The sequence below is a fragment of the Isoptericola sp. MSGPD8_1_ISO-PGPR-S23-394 genome, from assembly GCF_058072785.1.
In genome coordinates this window covers 748,658-764,738 of record NZ_CM176517.1, presented here as the reverse complement: position 1 = coordinate 764,738, position 16,081 = coordinate 748,658, and the positions used below count along the sequence as shown (strand labels likewise).

Annotated in this window: 12 protein-coding genes and 1 tRNA gene; 7 read left to right on the top strand and 6 right to left on the bottom strand. The window is 72.4% G+C overall.

Going from position 1 to position 16,081, the window contains the following annotated elements:
• Positions 1 to 3 precede the first annotated feature (3 nt).
• Positions 4 to 1,320 (bottom strand): ABC transporter substrate-binding protein, encoded by a 1,317-nt coding sequence (locus AC3RJ8_RS03515; RefSeq protein ID WP_489714561.1) that lies wholly within the window; start codon positions 1,318 to 1,320, stop codon positions 4 to 6.
• Positions 1,321 to 1,476: 156 nt separating this feature from the next.
• Between AC3RJ8_RS03515 and AC3RJ8_RS03510 the strand changes: the two genes are divergently transcribed.
• Together AC3RJ8_RS03510 and AC3RJ8_RS03505 are read left to right on the top strand one after the other, a co-directional pair.
• Positions 1,477 to 2,487, top strand: coding sequence for a LacI family DNA-binding transcriptional regulator (locus tag AC3RJ8_RS03510; RefSeq protein ID WP_489714560.1), 1,011 nt, complete (start codon positions 1,477 to 1,479; stop codon positions 2,485 to 2,487).
• A 79-nt stretch (positions 2,488 to 2,566) separates the two neighbouring features.
• Positions 2,567 to 4,375, top strand: coding sequence for a glycoside hydrolase family 2 protein (locus tag AC3RJ8_RS03505; RefSeq protein ID WP_489714559.1), 1,809 nt, complete (start codon positions 2,567 to 2,569; stop codon positions 4,373 to 4,375).
• Positions 4,376 to 4,481: 106 nt separating this feature from the next.
• Here AC3RJ8_RS03505 and AC3RJ8_RS03500 read toward each other — a convergent pair whose 3' ends face one another.
• From AC3RJ8_RS03500 to AC3RJ8_RS03485, 4 genes are all read right to left on the bottom strand, one after another.
• Positions 4,482 to 6,287 (bottom strand): family 43 glycosylhydrolase, encoded by a 1,806-nt coding sequence (locus AC3RJ8_RS03500; RefSeq protein WP_489714558.1) that lies wholly within the window; start codon positions 6,285 to 6,287, stop codon positions 4,482 to 4,484.
• Positions 6,288 to 6,494: 207 nt separating this feature from the next.
• Positions 6,495 to 7,013 carry a DinB family protein gene (locus AC3RJ8_RS03495; protein ID WP_489714557.1) on the bottom strand — a complete coding sequence of 173 codons (519 nt, stop codon included), beginning with the start codon at positions 7,011 to 7,013 and terminating at the stop codon, positions 6,495 to 6,497.
• A 120-nt stretch (positions 7,014 to 7,133) separates the two neighbouring features.
• Positions 7,134 to 8,558 carry an RNA-guided endonuclease TnpB family protein gene (locus AC3RJ8_RS03490; RefSeq protein WP_489714556.1) on the bottom strand — a complete coding sequence of 475 codons (1,425 nt, stop codon included), beginning with the start codon at positions 8,556 to 8,558 and terminating at the stop codon, positions 7,134 to 7,136.
• A 46-nt stretch (positions 8,559 to 8,604) separates the two neighbouring features.
• Positions 8,605 to 8,677 (bottom strand) — tRNA-Arg (locus tag AC3RJ8_RS03485).
• Between the two features lie 211 nt (positions 8,678 to 8,888).
• Here AC3RJ8_RS03485 and AC3RJ8_RS03480 point away from each other — a divergent pair.
• Together AC3RJ8_RS03480 and AC3RJ8_RS03475 are read left to right on the top strand one after the other, a co-directional pair.
• Positions 8,889 to 9,434, top strand: a complete 546-nt coding sequence (locus AC3RJ8_RS03480) for a hypothetical protein (RefSeq protein WP_489714555.1) — start codon at positions 8,889 to 8,891, stop codon at positions 9,432 to 9,434.
• Positions 9,428 to 10,420, top strand: coding sequence for a hypothetical protein (locus AC3RJ8_RS03475; protein ID WP_489714554.1), 993 nt, complete (start codon positions 9,428 to 9,430; stop codon positions 10,418 to 10,420). The genes AC3RJ8_RS03480 and AC3RJ8_RS03475 overlap by 7 nt, the downstream gene beginning before the upstream one ends.
• Positions 10,421 to 10,429: 9 nt before the next feature.
• Here AC3RJ8_RS03475 and AC3RJ8_RS03470 read toward each other — a convergent pair whose 3' ends face one another.
• The gene (locus AC3RJ8_RS03470) at positions 10,430 to 11,689 is read right to left on the bottom strand and encodes an ROK family protein (protein ID WP_489714553.1); all 1,260 of its coding nucleotides are present in this window, start codon (positions 11,687 to 11,689) and stop codon (positions 10,430 to 10,432) included.
• Between the two features lie 94 nt (positions 11,690 to 11,783).
• Here AC3RJ8_RS03470 and xylA point away from each other — a divergent pair, with 94 nt between their 5' ends.
• The 3 genes from xylA to AC3RJ8_RS03455 all read left to right on the top strand — a co-directional run bounded on the left by xylA (position 11,784) and on the right by AC3RJ8_RS03455 (position 16,030).
• Positions 11,784 to 12,947 (top strand): xylose isomerase, encoded by a 1,164-nt coding sequence (xylA, locus tag AC3RJ8_RS03465; RefSeq protein ID WP_489714552.1) that lies wholly within the window; start codon positions 11,784 to 11,786, stop codon positions 12,945 to 12,947.
• A gap of 151 nt (positions 12,948 to 13,098) precedes the next feature.
• Complete coding sequence (locus AC3RJ8_RS03460; RefSeq protein ID WP_489714551.1) at positions 13,099 to 14,607, top strand: xylulokinase; 1,509 nt, start codon at positions 13,099 to 13,101, stop codon at positions 14,605 to 14,607.
• A 7-nt stretch (positions 14,608 to 14,614) separates the two neighbouring features.
• Positions 14,615 to 16,030 (top strand): serine hydrolase domain-containing protein, encoded by a 1,416-nt coding sequence (locus AC3RJ8_RS03455; protein WP_489714550.1) that lies wholly within the window; start codon positions 14,615 to 14,617, stop codon positions 16,028 to 16,030.
• The last annotated feature ends 51 nt before the right edge of the window (positions 16,031 to 16,081 follow it).

Below are 16,081 nucleotides of genomic sequence, written 5' to 3'. Positions count from 1 at the left end.
GCGTCAGCCTCCGAACCGGGCCAGGTTCTCTTCCATCAGCGCGGTGGCGCGCTCGGCCTCCTCGGTGAGGGCGACGTCGGGGGCGCGGTCACCGAGCACGCCGTCGGCCACCGCGACCTCGAGAGTCTCGGCCTGGATCGTCCCGAGGCCGGGGACCGGCGGGAGGAAGCGCATGGTGTCGATCGCGTCGGCGACGGGCTCCTGCACCGTGCCGTCGAGCACGCCGCTGGTCCGCACGGACTCGCGGGCGGGGATCATGCCGGCGCCGGCCCACTCCCCCGAGTGCTCGCTCATCCAGGCGACGAACACCTGGGCGGCGGCGACCTTGTCCTCGTCCGGGTCGTTCTGGTGCGGCAGGAAGAACTGGTGCGAGCTCGCCCAGGTCGCCTGCTCGCCGAGGAGCGCGGGGACGGGCACGGCCGCGTACGGCAGGCCTGACTCCTCCAGGTCGTTGATCTGCCAGATGCCGTCGAACGTGATCGACGTCTCGCTGTTCTTGAACGCGACGTACTGGGCGTCGGCGTCGACGCTCTCCGGGCTGTACCCGTCGTCGACGATCGAGCGCATCCACTCGAGGGTCTCGACGCCCTCGGCGGAGTCGAAGGTGGCGCTGGCGCCGTCGGTGGCGTACGGCTCGCCGCCGCCCTGCCAGACTCCCGACAGGAACATGAGGTGGGCGGGCCACCGGGCGGGCATCCAGAACGGGTGCTCGTGCCCGGCCTCCTGCAGCGCGTCGAGCGCGGCGTCGAACGACTCGGCGTCCGTCGGCGGCTCGGCGATCCCGGCCTTCTCGAAGTGCTCGGTGTTGTAGTACATCGCGAGCGAGTGGACGTCGAGCGGGACGCCGTAGTGCTGCCCCTCGTACTCGGTGGCGTCCCAGATCTCCTGCGTGAAGTCGTCGGCCGTCAGCCCGATGCCCTCCAGGAGGGGGTCGACGGGGTCGATCACCTGGCGCACGGCGTTCGACGAGAGCTGCTCGATGTGCATGACACCGACGTCCGGACCCTCGCCGGCGGTCACCGCGGCGGGCAGCTTCTGGTAGAACTCCGCCCACTCGATCGTGTTCGACTCGACGGTGATGTTGTCGTGCTCGGCGTTGAACTCGTCCACCATGCTCTGCATGAACGGGCCGTCGCCACCGGTGAAGCCGTTCCAGTAGCTGAGCGTGACCTCGGGGCCGTCGTAGGTGCCGGTGAACTCGGCCGCCTGCTGCTGGCCCGGGGCGTCGCCGCCGCCGGAGCACGCAGCCAGGGCAAGTGCTCCGGCGGCAGCGAGGGCTGTGGCGCGAACGGTGCGTCCGCGCCCGGTGTGGTTCGTCATGAGTGTCGTCCTCCTCGTCGAAAACGCCTGCGCGATGCGCGCTGGCGACGAATGTACAGCGCTGTAACGGGCATTGTCGACCCCCGACCTCGACGAGGACCCCACGGGCACTACGATCACGACAACGAGCGGGCAGCGGCGGGCGAGGGAGGCGGCATGGCACGGGTACGGCTGGTCGACGTGGCCGAGCGGGCCAACGTCTCCATGAAGACGGTGTCCAACGTGGTCAACGGCTACGCCCACGTGCAGCCGGCGACGCGCGCCCGGGTGCAGGCGGCCATCGACGAGCTCGGCTACAAGCCGAACCTCACCGCACGCCGGCTGGCGACCGGCAGGACGGGCATGATCGCCCTGGCCATGCCCGAGATCGACCACCCGTACTTCGCCGAGGTCGCCCGGCACGTCGCCGAGGTCGCGAGCGACCACGGCTACCGCGTCATCATCGAGCAGACGCTCGGCGACGAGACGGCCGAGCGGGCCGTGCTGCGCGACCGGGACGCCGGGCTCGTCGACGGGGTCATCTTCCAGCCGCTGCGCATCGCCACGCTCGACATCGCGCGGTTCCACCAGGACCTCCCCCTCGTGCTGCTCGGCGAGGTCGAGGCCCCGGTGACCACCGACCACGTCATGGTGGACAACGTGCGCGGGGCCGCGGACGCCACCGCCCACCTGCTCGCCGCGGGGCGCACGCGCATCGGCTTCCTCGGCCTGGTGGAGGGCGACATCACGGCGACGAACAGCCGCCGGCTGCTCGGCTACCAGGAGGCGCTCGTGGGCGCGGGCGTGCCCCTCGACCCGGGCCTGGTGCTCACCACCTCGGGCTTCGGCTCGGACGCCGCCGCGGCGGCCGTGGACGACGCCCTGTCGCGAGGGCTCCGGTTCGACGCCCTCGTCTGCCGCGACGACCGCTTCGCGGTCGGCGCGCTCACCGCGCTGCGGCGGCACGGCCGTGAGGTGCCGGGCGACGTGGCGCTGGTCGGGTGGGACGACTCCGCGATGGCGCAGTGGGCCTGGCCGCCGCTGACGTCGCTGGCCCCGGACAAGCACGAGCTCGCCCGCGTCGCGTTCGAGCTGCTGCTGGAGCGGATGCAGGGGACCACGGGCGTGGGCCGGCACCGGCTGGTCCCCCACACGCTGCAGGTCCGCGCCTCCGCACCCGGCGCCTGACCGGCCCTCGCCCGGACCGAGGCACCAGTGTCTCGATGCCCTGCTTTACAGCGCTGTATTATTGGTTCATGCTCATGCCATGCGTGAGACCTCGATGATGAGCACCACCGACGGCACCTGCCCCCGACCCCAGCTCGTGCGCCCGCAGTGGCACGAGCTGTCGGGAGAGTGGGAGTTCGCCATCGGCGACGACGACGCCCCCGCGCGCCGCGCCGGCGATACCGCCCTTCCCCGGCACATCCGGGTGCCGTACCCGCCCGAGTCCGCCCTGTCCGGGATCGGCGACACCAGCGCCTACGACGTCGTCTGGTATCGCCGGACGATCACCGCCGACGACGTCGCCACCGCCGGTCTCGGCACGCAGGGTGACGTGCTCATGGTTCACTTCGGCGCCGTCGACCACGACGCGCAGGTCTGGGCGGACGGCCACCTGCTCGGTACCCACACCGGCGGGCAGACCCCGTTCTCCCTCGAGGTTCCCGCGGAGATCGCCCAGCGCGGTTCCTTCGCCCTCGTGGTCCGCGCCCACGACGACCCGCACGACGTCTCGCAACCACGCGGCAAGCAGGACTGGCGCGACGAGCCCCACAGCATCTGGTACCACCGCACCACCGGCATCTGGCAGCCCGTCTGGCTCGAGGCCGTGCCCCGGGCCGCCGTCGTTCGCCTCGACTGGTGCTCCGACGTGCCGCGCGGCACCGTCGATCTCACCGCGCTGCTCGCGCGCCGACCGGACCGGGGCACCCGGATCGCCGTCGAGATCACCACCGGTGACGAGACCCTGGCCCGCCAGGAGATCGAGATCGACGACCCCCAGATCACCCTCTCGCTCACACTGCCGCGGCAGACCAACGGCCAGGCGTACGAGGAGCTCCTGTGGAGCCCCGAGCGCCCCACCCTCCTGGACGCGCAGGTCACGGTCGTCGGACCGGACGGATCGGTGCTCGACGACGTCGCGTCCTACCTCGGGCTGCGATCGTGCGGTGAGGCGGACGGAAGGTTCCTGCTCAACGACCGCCCGTACTACGTGCGCTCCGTGCTCGAGCAGGGCTACTGGCCCGACTCGCACCTCGCGGCCCCGAGCGCCGACGCGCTGCGCGACGAGGTGCAGCTCATCAAGGACCTCGGGTTCAACGCCGCACGCGTGCACCAGAAGGCCGAGGACCCGCGGTTCCTGTACTGGGCGGACCGCCTCGGCCTGCTCGTCTGGGGCGAGGTCGCGGCGCCGTTCACCTTCACGTCACGCGCGGTCGAGCGCACCGTGCGCGAGTGGACCGACCTCGTGCTCCGGGACCGGTCGCACCCGTGCATCGTGACGTGGGTGCCCGTCAACGAGAGCTGGGGCGTCCAGCACATCGCGCACGACCCGGCGCAGCAGCACCTCACCCGCGCCCTGTACCACCTGACCAAGGCGCTCGACCCGACACGACCCGTGATCTCCAACGACGGGTGGGAGCACACCGAGTCGGACCTGCTGACCCTGCACGACTACGCCTCCGAGCGTGCGGTCCTCGAGCCCCGGTACGCGACCGCCGAGGCGCTGGCAGCGCTCCCCGGCTCCATCGGCCCTGCCGGCCGACGGGTGGCCCTGCTGCCCTCCGCGGTACAGGGCAAGCCGGTCATGGTGACGGAGTTCGGCGGCGTCACCTGGGCGCCCGATGCGGACATCGACACCTGGGGGTACTCGGTGGCCGGCTCACCGGAGGACTTCGAGGACCGGGTCCGCTCGCTGTTCGACGCCCTCCATGCCAGCCCCGTGCTGGCCGGGGTCTGCTACACCCAGCTCACGGACACGCTGCAGGAGGCCAACGGGCTGGTGGACTCCCACCGCAAGCCCAAGCTGCCGGTGGAGGTCATCCGCTCGATCGTGCAGGGCACATCCCGCTGATCCAGGGCGCCCCGATGATCCGGGGCTCCGGCCCGTGGCGCGCGACGCCGTGGGCGCGCATCCCGGTGATGCGCGCCCACGGGCGTCGTGCGCGGACGGGGGTGGATCACGCCACGTCGATCGCGTCGATCTCCGCGTACCAGCTCAGGCGCGTCAACGTGACGGTGTTCCAGCCCGGCTCGAGCGTGACCTGGTGCTCGACGACGTTCCAGTTGCCCCAGCCGGTGTGGGGATAGGTGACGGTCCCGTTCGGTACTCCGTCGACCGTGACCGCATGCTCCGTCTCGAGCGGGTACCAGCCCCGCTCGGAGCCGTTGGCGAACCGGACCCCGAGCATCACCGGGCCCCCACGGTCGGACCAGACCTGCACCGAGACGGCGCTGTCGACGAAGTCCAGCCCGCCGACGACGTGGCCCCCGGACGCCGCGCTGTCGGCGCGGACGTGGGCGCGGTAGATGACGCCGTCCTCCGCCTCGTACCGCGTGGCGTCGACGAGGTCCTCGGGGTGGACAGGCACGACAGCATCGGCCTTCCCGCGCGACAGGTAGATCGCGTCAAGCTCGGCGAACAGGTCGCTCCCGCGCAGGGTGATCGTGTTGGTGCCCCGGGCAAGCCGGACCGGCACCTCGACCGTCTGCCAGTTCTCCCACCGGGTGTGCCAGTAGTCGACAGCACCGACCTCGTCGTCGTTGACCGTCAGGACGTGGCGTGCGCTCGCCGGTCGCCCGTCGGCGTCGAGGGAACCGTTGGCGAACCGGATCCCGAGGGTGTGCGGACCCGACGTGCCCGCCTCGACGGTGAACGTGACCGCGCTGGAGTCGTGGTCGAGCCCGCCGACCTTGCCGAGACCCGACGCCGCCGGGTCGTCCAACGCGACGGCGTCGGTGAGTAGAGCGTCCTCCGCCTCGTATCGCGCGGCCGTCCCCTCGACGGAGGGAACGCCGTCGGGACCGTAGTGGAGCGCGGCGGTGTAGACGCCGCGCTGGGTGAAGTCGTCGTCCCACCCGTGGAAGACGACCCGAGGGTCTCCCTTGCGCGTGGTGACGACGTCGAGCCCGCCTGGGCCGACGATCTCGCCGGCGAAGTCCTCGCTGGTGAGCAGCTCGTCCTCAGCGACGGTGAAGGGTCCGGTGACGCTGTCCGCGACGGCCCAGCCGGTCCGGTACTCGCCGCCGAAGTAGTCGTTCGCCGCGAAGAACAGGTAGTACCTGCCGTCGTGCTGCGTCATGGCGGGGGCCTCGACCACGGAACCCTGCCACGGGAGGTCGTTGCGCATCAGCTCCACGGGCGGACCGGCGAGCGTGAGCCCGTCTGCGGACAGCGGCTGGGTGTAGATGATCGCCGGCTGGGCGCAGCAGTTCCCGTCCGACTTCCACAGCAGGTGGAGCTGGTCGCCGTCCCGGAACGTCTCGGCGTCGATGGCGCCACCCAGCTCGACCGGACACACGAGGGGCTCACCCAGCGCGTCGACGAACGGACCGTCCGGGGTGTCGGCCGTCGCCGCCCCGATGCACTGCCTGCCCGACGCGGCGTCGCGCGCCGTGTAGTAGAGCACGTACCCGCCGCCGACGGCCGCGACCTCAGGTGCCCACACGCAGTAGTCGTGGGTCCCGTCCGGGAGGGTACGGCACGGGCCGACCCAGTCACCGGCGGCCTGGCCGATCCCCGGAGCCGCGTCGGGCTGCGTCTTCCACACCCGCAGGTTCCTGGACGTGCGGTGCTGGACCTGGTGCTGGCCGTCGTTGTTGGTGGCGTAGGCGTGGTAGGTCCCGTCGACCAGCAGCACGTCGGGGTCAGGAAAGTCAGCGTCGATGACGAGCCGTGGTGAGTCGGCGTCTGGTGCGGCGTGCGCGGTCGGTAGCGCGACGAGTGCTCCTGCGAGGACGAGGAAGCCCCCCAGGACGGCGGCCATTGATCGGCGGGGTCTCGGACGACGAGGCATGCGTGCTCCTTCGCAACATGGGCAGCCCACCATCGGGCCGCGCTGGGTCGTGCGTTGCCATCTTGTCGGTCCGGGAACACTACAGCGCTGTAATGCTGAGCACCAGAGGGAGATCAACCTAAAAATGGGGCAGTTGACCCGATCTACAGCGCTGAAACGATGGAACAGCCAGCTCGACTACTCGCCGGTCGCGCCGTCGGACAGCTCCCGGGCGACGTCGAGGTGCCCCGCGTGGCGGGCGTACTCCTGCAGCACGTGGAAGCAGATCCACGTCAGGGTGGGCGGGTCCTCGGTGAACCGGCCGCCGACGGCGCCTCGGGCGGCGAGGTCGTGCTCGGCCAGGATCGCCCGGGTCCGCTCGCCCCCGGCGTGCAGCGCGCCGACCAGCTCGGCCGGGGTGACGCCGTCGGGCACCTGCCACGTGCCGTCGGGCTCGCCGTCGGCGTGGTCGCCCCACGGGTCGGGCACCTCCTCGCCGAGGAAGCCCCACACGAACCAGCGCCGCTCCATGTGCACCAGGTGGACGAGCAGCTCCAGCGGGGTCCAGCCAGAGGGCAGTCGGCTGGTGCGGAGCTGGGCGTCGGTCATGCCGTCGAGCTTCCGCTCGACGACCTCGCGGTAGTAGTCGAGGTAGGCGACGAGCTGCGCCTGCGGGTCGGGCGAGTCGAGGCGGGGTTCGACGGCGGAGAGCGGCATGCGTTGAGCGTATGACGGCGCAGTCGCACCGACACCCGCTTTGCAGCGTGCACAGCACCGACCTACCGCTTGCAGCGTCCGCACGATCGGCGTGCACCGCCCTCCTCGGGCGTCCTTCGCTCAGGCGGCGGGCGCCTGGTCTCCGGTTCCTACGTCATCCGGGCTCGTTGCACCGTCGCGGAGGCGACGGCCAGAGCGTTCCCGTCGGTGGGCGTTGATGACCGGGCCCTCTGCTGGAAGGTCCCGGGCCCAGACGTCTGCACCGTGGTGCAGCTCGGCCCAGGCGGCGAGGTTGGCCGCGGCGTTGAGATCGCGGTCGAGGGTCAACCCGCAGGCGCGGCAGTCGAACGTCCGGACCGCCACCCCGCCCATGTCCTGCACCGAGCGGCAGCCCGAGCACGTCTTCGACGACGGGAAGAAGCGGTCGACGACGGCGACCTCTCCCCCGCGCCACGCCTGCTTGTCAGCGATCTGCTGGGTGATGAGGTTCCAGCCGACGTCGTGGATCGCCTCCGCCAGGTGCGGGTTGCGGGCAAGCATGCCCCGGACGTCGAGGTGCTCGATCGCGAGCCGGTCGTGGGTCTTGACCAGTCGGTTCGAGATCTCGTGAGTATGGTGGCGACGCAGCCGTGCCGTGCGGGCGTAGTACCGGCCGAGCCGTTCGGCGGCCGTGCGGCGGTTGCGGGACCCCCGCTTCTTGCGTGTCACGGCCTTGTGCAATCGCCGGCGCCGACGAGCGGTCCTCGCCAGCACACGAGGCCAGCCGTCGACGCGGTCGACCTCCGTGCCGTCGCTGCGTGCCGCCACAATGAGCGTCGTCAGCCCCAGGTCGACGCCTACCCAAGGTGACGCCCCGTCCCGACGATGCTGCCGGTCCGGGTGGAGGTCGGCGGCCTCGACGTTGAGCGACACCCACCACCGCCCCTGGCCGCGCGCCACCGTCGCGAAGAGGATCCTCGCCCGACCCTTCGTGATCATCCGCCGGAGCCGACGGGTGTCCTCGCGGACCCGCAGTGCGCCGACCCTCGGGAGCCGCACTGACCGTGGTGTGCCGTCACCGACCCGGATCGCCGGCTTCCCACCCTTCGGGAACTGGTTGCGGATCCGGAACGACACGCGCGCCGTCGACTTCTTCTTGAAGCGTGGGTGCGAGATGCGCGGACCCGCTCGCTCACCACGCCGGGACTCGGACCACGCTGTGAGCCCCCGACCGAGGTCGACGGCAGCCTCCTCGAAGACCTGTTGATACACCTCACGGCGCCACACCAGACCGTGGTCGCCGACGTGGGCGACGCCGTCTGCATCGACGGTGAAGACCCGCCCGGCGTCCTCCGACCTCTTCCACCTGTTGAAGCGGTTGATGAGGTCGTACCCGGTCCGTGGGACCTGGACGTCCTGACCGCCCTCACGCTCACGGCGAGCGTCGAAGACGAACCGAAGACACTGGTTGTAGGCGAACCGCGAGGCCCCCGCATGGCGTTCGAGCACACGTTCCTGCTCGACCGCGAGGTCGAGACTGAAGCGGAAGGTCGTGTGCCGTGTCATCGCTGGTCATGATGCCAGGAGCCACCGACAGCGACGCGAACGAGTGTGCGCCCGACTGGATTCGAACCAGCAGCCTGATCTTTAGGAGAGATCTGCTCTATCCATTGAGCTACGGGCGCTCGCCGCCCCGAGGACGGCGACGTCGCCAGACCTGCGACCGACGACGCCCACAGCCTAGCGCGGACCGGTCCGCGCACCGGAATCGGCGCCCTGCGATGCTGCCGCGCCCGCTACTGTCTGTGCCCGGGCGCTCCCGCGCCCACCGAGACCGACCACGAGGACCCGAAGCACGCCGCCCGTCGCGCTCTGACGGCCGTCACGACGGCCGCCGTGGTGGTCGTCGTCGGCGCCTGCGGACCCGACGAGGCGGACGGCGTCGTCCCCCTGGAGACCGCTGCCACCCCCGAGACGCCCTCGAGCACCTCGGCCGACCCCGGCGAGCAGGCGCACGTCGACGAGGCGCTCGCGCTGGTCACCGCCTACTACGACGACCTCAACGAGCTCGGCCGAGGCGGGTACGCGGAGGGTGTGCGGATGCGGGGGTACTGGAGCAACAGCGAGGCGTGGCAGGGCAAGGAAGCGACCTACGCGCAGCGCCACGAGGACGGCTGGCGGCTGGAGGGCGGCACCGAGATCGTGTCCACCGAGGTCGTCGAGTACGTCCCCGACCCGACCGGTGAGGGCTACGAGCAGGTCCGCATCGACGTCTGCGGTGACGTGAGCTCCTCGCGGATGTTCGACGGCGACGACACCGAGCTCGAGCGCGCCGCCGACGTCCCCGACCGCTACATCACCCAGTACCTGATCGCCCACCAGGGTCCCCTGGACCGGCGGGCGATCGCCGAGCTCGACGCCGAGGTGGACCGCACATGCTGAAGCACCTGAGCCAGGCTCTCGTCGTCGCCCTGCTGGCCCTCGGCGCCGTCGTCGCGCCACCGGCGGTCGCCCCGGCCAGCGCGTGCCCCGGCTCGGGGTCGGTCGACGAGGGCGGCTGGGCTGAGGTCGGCGGCGAGTGCCCCGGCGGCGAGGAGGAGAGCGACCAGCCGAACCCGGGCGGCGGCAGCGGCGGCGACCCGGTGTGCATGTACAGCGAGCACGTCATCCCGTGCGTCACGGACGCCGGGTACTGGGACGGCACGTGCTACGTCGCGATCGTCGACCCGCCGCCTGCCAAGGACGCCCCCGTCTGGGAGGGCAACGAGGAGGGCTACATCATCAGCTGCAGCCTGCCCCCGGAGTGCCTGGACGGGCTCGAGATCGACGAGGGATCCGGCCAAGGGTCGCACTGGTGCGCGCCCTTCACGGAGTGGGTCGCCGAGCCGCCGGAACCCGCAGGGGTCTCTCCGCTCGAGCTCGCCCAGCGGCTGCTGGCGGGCATGCAGATGTCGATGGGCGAGATCGGTACGACACCGCCGTCGACGTCGGAGCGGGCGGACTCGGTGGGGCTGGTCGGCGTCCCGATCTGGCTCTGGGTCGCCGACCCCGGCGAGAGCACCACGGGCCCTATCACCCGCACGGCGTCCGAGGGCGGTCTGACCGTCACGGGCACCGGCACGCTGGACCGTATCGAGTGGACGCTGGCCGACGAGTCCGGGGAGGTCTACCGCTCGGTCACGTGCGCCGGTGCGGACGCGCCCGGGACCCCCTGGTCAGAGGCGGCCGGCGACGGCGGCCGGGCGGGCTCGCCGACGTGCGGGTTCGACGGCTGGGACAACACGCGCTCCGGACGCCTCACGCTCACCGGCACGGCCTACTGGACGTTCGAGTGGTCCGCCGGCGCCGTGTCCGGAACCCTCGACATCCCGCCGCAGGTCCGGAGCGCCGAGCTGGTCATGGGCGAGGTCCAGGTCGTCACGCAGTAGGCGGCGCGGTCAGCCCCAGGCGACCGGGTCGGCCACGACCTCGCGCAGCACCTCGCGCGCTCCCCCCGTGAGGGCCGCGTGCGCCCCGGCGTGCGCGGGACGCACCTCGACGGGGGCGAAGGGCGCGGCCAGCACGCGCTCGCGCAGCACCGCCACGACGCCGTCACGCAGCCACGGCTCGAGCTCGGTGTACACGCCGCCGAGCACGACGGTCGAGACCCCGGTGAGGTTGACGAAGTCGGCGAGCGCCGAGCCGAGCGCCTGCCCGGCCCGCTCGACGGCGGCACGGGCGTGCGCGGCCGGTGCGTCACCCCCGCCCCGGGGTGCGGACGCGGTCAGCAGGGAGACGAGCTCGCTCAGCGGGGACTCCGCGGCGAGCCCGGCGGCGCGCAGCACGGCCTCCTTGCCGGCGTACTGCTCGAGGCAGCCGTGCGCGCCGCAGGAGCAGCGCGGCCCGGCGGGGTCGACGACGACGTGGCCCACCTCGCCGTTCCAGCCGCGCTCGGCGAGGAACAGGGCACGGTCGACGACGATCGCGGCACCGATGCCGACGTCGCCGGAGACGTAGAGGAACGACGGCGGGACGTCGCCGGAGAGCTCGGCGAGCGCGGCGAGCTTGGCCTCGTTGGCGACGTGCACGGGCAGGTCGCCGAGACCCAGCAGGCCGACGGGGTCCACCGACGACCATCCGAGGTTGGGGGCGACCTCGAGCTCGCCGGTGCGGGCGTCGACGAGGCCGGGCAGTGCGAGGCGCGCACCGGCGACCCGCATCCCATCGGCCTGCAGGCGCGCGACGACGTCGGCGGCGAGCGCTCCGAGGCGGGCGAGCACCGTGGTGGGGTCGGAGTCGTGGAACGACCCGTGCTCGACGGCGTCGGCGACGGCCTCACCGGACAGGTCGAGGGCGCGCACGCCGAGGTAGTCGACGTTGACCTCGAGGCCGAGGCCGACGACGGTGCGTCGCGCCGGGACGAGCGGTACCGCGGGTCGGCCGGCCCGCTGGGCGGCGACCGGCGCGAGCTCGGCGACGAGCCGTGCCGCGACCAGGTGGTCGACCAGGGTGGAGACGGTCGCGCGGGTGAGCCCGGTGGCGGCGGCGACGTCGGCGCGAGACGGTGGCGTGGCGGCCGACGTCAGGGAGGGCGCGGCGTCGTAGATCGCCCTCGCCACGAGCCGGAGGTTGCGTTCGCGCAGCGTGTGCTGGCGCGAGGCGCTGCCGGTCGAGGGGCGACCGGTGGCGCGCTGGGTCGTCGTCGGCTCGGCGGTCACGTCTTGACTCTAGCCCAACGACCCGCAATAGTTCATCCGTACAACAAAACGCCGCGGCCGTGCCCGGCGACGAGCTCTCGACGAGGAGAAAACCGTGAGCGACATCAAGTACTCCTTCGGCCTGTGGACCGTGGGCTGGCCGGCGAACGACCCCTTCGGCACCGCGACGCGTCCCGAGCTGGACCCCGCCGAGTCGGTCCGCAAGCTCGCGGACCTCGGCGCGTGGGGCTTCACCTACCACGACAACGACGTGTTCCCCTTCGGTGCCTCCGAGACGGACCGCCAGGCCGGCATTGACAGCGTGAAGAAGGCCGCCCAGGAGTCGGGCCTGGTCTGCGAGATGGTCACGACCAACACGTTCAGCCACCCGATCTTCAAGGACGGCGCGTTCACGTCGAACAACCGCGACGTGCGCCGGTTCGGCCTGAAGAAGGTGCTGCGCAGCGTCGACAACGCCGCCGAGATGGGTGCCTCCACGTTCGTCATGTGGGGCGGCCGCGAGGGCACCGAGTACGACAACTCCAAGGACCTCGCCTCCGCGCACGCCCGCTACGCCGAGGGCATCGACACCGTCGCCGCCTACATCAAGTCCAAGGGCTACGACCTGAAGATCGGTCTCGAGCCGAAGCCGAACGAGCCCCGCGGCGACATCTTCCTGCCGACCATCGGGCACGCCATCGCGCTGATCAACACTCTCGACAACGGCGACATCGTGGGCCTCAACCCGGAGACCGGGCACGAGCAGATGGCGGGCCTCAACTACACGCACGGCCTCGCGCTGGCGCTGTACTGCGGCAAGCTGTTCCACATCGACCTCAACGGCCAGCACGGCCCGCGCTACGACCAGGACCTCGTGTTCGGCCACGGCGACCTGCTGTCCGCGTTCTTCACCGTCGACCTGCTTGAGAACGGGTTCCCCAACGGCGGTCCCCGCTACGAGGGCCCGCGGCACTTCGACTACAAGCCGAGCCGTACCGAGCACCTCGACGGCGTGTGGGAGTCGGCGAAGGCCAACATGGCCACCTACGACATGCTCGCCGCCAAGGCGAAGGCCTACCGCGAGGACCCGAAGGTCCAGGAGGCGTTCGAGCACGCCGGCATCTTCGAGCTGGGCGAGTCGACGCTGGGTGCGGGCGAGTCGTTCGACGCGTTCCTCGCCGACGAGTCCGTGGACGGCATCGACGTCGACGCGACCGCCGCACGCGACTACGGTCTGGTGAGGCTGCACCAGCTCGCGCTGGAGCACCTCATCGGCTGAGCCGGAGCGGAACCCACGAGTTGTCAGACTCTCGGCCACGTATACCGGGCCGAGAGTCTGACAACTCTGCAACGTAGGGAGCTGTCAGGACGAGAGCGAGGCATACCGCGCTCTCGTCCTGACAGCTCGTGAAGCACAGACTGGAGCGAAGATGCCCCTCGTGGCCGGCGTGGACACCTCCACGCAGTCCTGCAAGATCGTCGTCCGCGACGCCGAGACCGGCGCCCTGGTCCGCTCGGGCTCCGCCCAGCACCCGGACGGCACGGAGGTCCACCCCGACCACTGGTGGACGGCGTTCACCGAGGCGGCCCGCGCCGCCGGCGGGCTCGACGACGTCGCCGCGATCGCCGTCGGCGGCCAGCAGCACGGCATGGTCGCCCTCGACGCCGAGGGGCGCGTCGTGCGCGACGCCCTGCTGTGGAACGACACCCGCTCCGCCCCGGCCGCCGAGGACCTGATCCGCGAGCTCGGTGACGGCGACCGCGCCACCGGCGCCCAGCGGTGGGCCGACGTCACCGGATCCGTCCTCGTCGCCTCGCTGACCATCACCAAGCTGCGGTGGCTGCGCGACGCCGAGCCCGACAACGCCGCCCGCGTCGCCGCCGTCGCGCTCCCCCACGACTGGCTGAGCTGGCGCATCGCCGGCTACGGCCCCGCAGGCGAGTCCCCGCTCGGCCCGGACCTCGACGCGCTGTTCACCGACCGCTCCGACGCCTCGGGCACGGGCTACTACGACGCCGAGGCCCCCGGCGGGCCCGACGGCGCCGGCCCGGACCAGCGAGGTGCTTACCGGCCCGACCTCCTGCGCCTCGCGCTCGGTCGAGACGACGTCGTGCTGCCCCGCGTCGTGGCGCCGTCCGGGTCCGGCGGCCGGGCCCACCCGTCGGTGGCGGGTGCCGACGTCGGCGGTGGCGCGCTGATCGGTCCGGGGACCGGCGACAACGCCGGCGCCGCGCTCGGCCTGGGGATGCGCCCCGGTGACATCGCGATCTCCCTCGGCACGTCCGGCGTGGTGTCCGCCGTCGCCCCGCAGCGCACCGCCGACGGCTCCGGCGCCATCAACGGGTTCGCCGACGCCACGGGCAACGCGCTCATGCTCGCCGTGACCCTCAACGCGGCCCGGGTGCTCGACGCCGCCCGCTCGGTGCTCGACGTCGACTACGACGAGCTCTCCCGCCTGGCCCTCGCCGCCCCGCCCGGCGCCGACGGCCTCGTGCTCGTGCCGTACCTCGAGGGCGAGCGCACCCCCAACCGCCCGGACGCCACCGGCACGCTGCACGGCATCCGGATCGCCACGTCGACGCGTGAGCACCTCGCCCGCGCCTACGTCGAGGGCATGCTGTGCGGGCTGGCCGACGGCCTCGACGCCCTGCGCGCCCAGGGCGTGCCCGTCGAGCAGGTCATGCTCATCGGCGGGGCGGCGCAGTCCCCGGCCGTGCAGGCCGTCGCCACGCAGGTGTTCGGCCTGCCCATCGGTGTCCCCGAACCCGGCGAGTACGTGGCCGACGGCGCCGCGCGCCAGGCGGCATGGGTCCTGGCGGCGGCGAGCGCCCCGGACGCGACGGCGCCGCAGTGGTCCACACGGGTGGCCACCACCCTCGACGCCGACCCTCGTCCGGAGGTCCGGGAGCGGTACGCCGCCGTCCGCGACCTCTTCTGAGTCGACGGTGCATCCGCTCGCCCGCCTGCGGCGCGAGGCCGAGGCGCTCGGCCTCGCGCTGCACAGCGTGGAGGTGCTGCACGGCGACGACCTGGTACTGAGCACCACGTGCCCGCCGCTGACCGTGCACACCCCACGGCGGACCTACTCGGTGTCCAAGACGGTGACGGCGCTCGCCGTCGGTCTCCTGGCCGCCGAGGGCCGCCTCGACCTGGACGACGCCGTCGTGCAGCACTTCCCGGAGCACCTCCCGGTGCACCCGTGGGTCGCGGCCACACGCGTGCGCGACCTGCTGACCATGCGCGGGCCGCACCATGCCACGACCTACGACCGGGCGGGCCGCGACTGGGTGGCGTCGTGGTTCCGGGTGGAGCCGACCCACCGGCCCGGCGCCGTCTTCACCTACGACACCAGCGGGTCGCACGTGCTCGCGGCCCTGGTCGAGCGGCTCGCCGGGACGTCCCTGACCGACTACCTGCGCCCGCGGGTGCTCGACCCACTGGAGGTGAGCGACGGCTTCCGGTTCCTCACCGACCCCGAGGGCGTCTCGCAGGGCGGCTCCGGCCTGGTGTGCAGCCCGCGTGACCTGCTGCGGCTGGGACGCCTGCTGCGCGACGGCGGCACCTCCGGCGCTGAGCGTCTCGTCCCGGCCGACCTCGTGCAGCAGATGACGACGGCACAGGCGGACACGTCGCTGCAGGGCTGGGGCGCGCAGCTCACCGGCGGCTACGGGCACCTGCTCTGGCTGCCGAGAGGTGGCGGATGGCTGATGTTCGGGATGGGCGGCCAGCTCGTCCACGTCGACCCGGTCCGCGACCTCGTCGTGGTGGTCACCGGGGACACCCAGGCCTGCCCGACGGGCGACCACCGACTCATCGACCTGCTCGTCGGAGAGCTCGCCGACGGCTGGGACCCCGACGCCCGGGACCTCGACGCCCCCGCCGGGCCGACTCCGGCCCCTCCGGCCGAGCTGTCGTGGCCCGCACCGCGGCACGCCCCCGCGCACGCACGGCACGTCGTGGGGCGCTGGGTGTTCCGCACCGAGCACGGGCCGGTCACGATCGACCTGGACCTGGGTGCCGACGGTGGGACGCTGCGCCGAGAGACCGCCGGGGTCGGCGGCACGGTCGTGCTGCCGCTGCGGTGCGGCGAACCGGTGAGCGTCGACCTGACGGCGCGGCACACCGCACTGCCGGGCCACGGCGGTCCCGGCACGGTCGTGGTGACCAGCGGCTGGACCGGGCCCCCCACCACCGGGCCGTCCACGCTCGACGTGCGCTGCGCCGTCGTCGGCGACGAGCTCGCCACGCTCGTGCTGCGGGTCGTGGTGCACCCCGACGGACCACCGACCGTCCGGTCGTGGGGCCACGGGGAGGCCGTCGACCCGACGTGGACGTTCGTGGCGACCGGCCACGAGGCCTGACCTCGGTCGAAACGTTTAGGCGGTGTGCCCGCCCCGAGCGCCGTCGTAGCG

What these genes read in the sequence shown, in the direction of transcription:
- AC3RJ8_RS03505 (WP_489714559.1), top strand. Translation starts at nt 2,567, where the DNA reads ATGCGTGAGACCTCGATGATGAGCACCACCGACGGCACCTGCCCCCGA.
- AC3RJ8_RS03475 (WP_489714554.1), top strand. Translation starts at nt 9,428, where the DNA reads ATGCTGAAGCACCTGAGCCAGGCTCTCGTCGTCGCCCTGCTGGCCCTC.
- AC3RJ8_RS03515 (WP_489714561.1), bottom strand. Translation starts at nt 1,320, where the DNA reads ATGACGAACCACACCGGGCGCGGACGCACCGTTCGCGCCACAGCCCTC.
- AC3RJ8_RS03490 (WP_489714556.1), bottom strand. Translation starts at nt 8,558, where the DNA reads ATGACACGGCACACGACCTTCCGCTTCAGTCTCGACCTCGCGGTCGAG.
- AC3RJ8_RS03500 (WP_489714558.1), bottom strand. Translation starts at nt 6,287, where the DNA reads ATGGCCGCCGTCCTGGGGGGCTTCCTCGTCCTCGCAGGAGCACTCGTC.
- AC3RJ8_RS03460 (WP_489714551.1), top strand. Translation starts at nt 13,099, where the DNA reads ATGCCCCTCGTGGCCGGCGTGGACACCTCCACGCAGTCCTGCAAGATC.
- AC3RJ8_RS03510 (WP_489714560.1), top strand. Translation starts at nt 1,477, where the DNA reads ATGGCACGGGTACGGCTGGTCGACGTGGCCGAGCGGGCCAACGTCTCC.
- AC3RJ8_RS03495 (WP_489714557.1), bottom strand. Translation starts at nt 7,013, where the DNA reads ATGCCGCTCTCCGCCGTCGAACCCCGCCTCGACTCGCCCGACCCGCAG.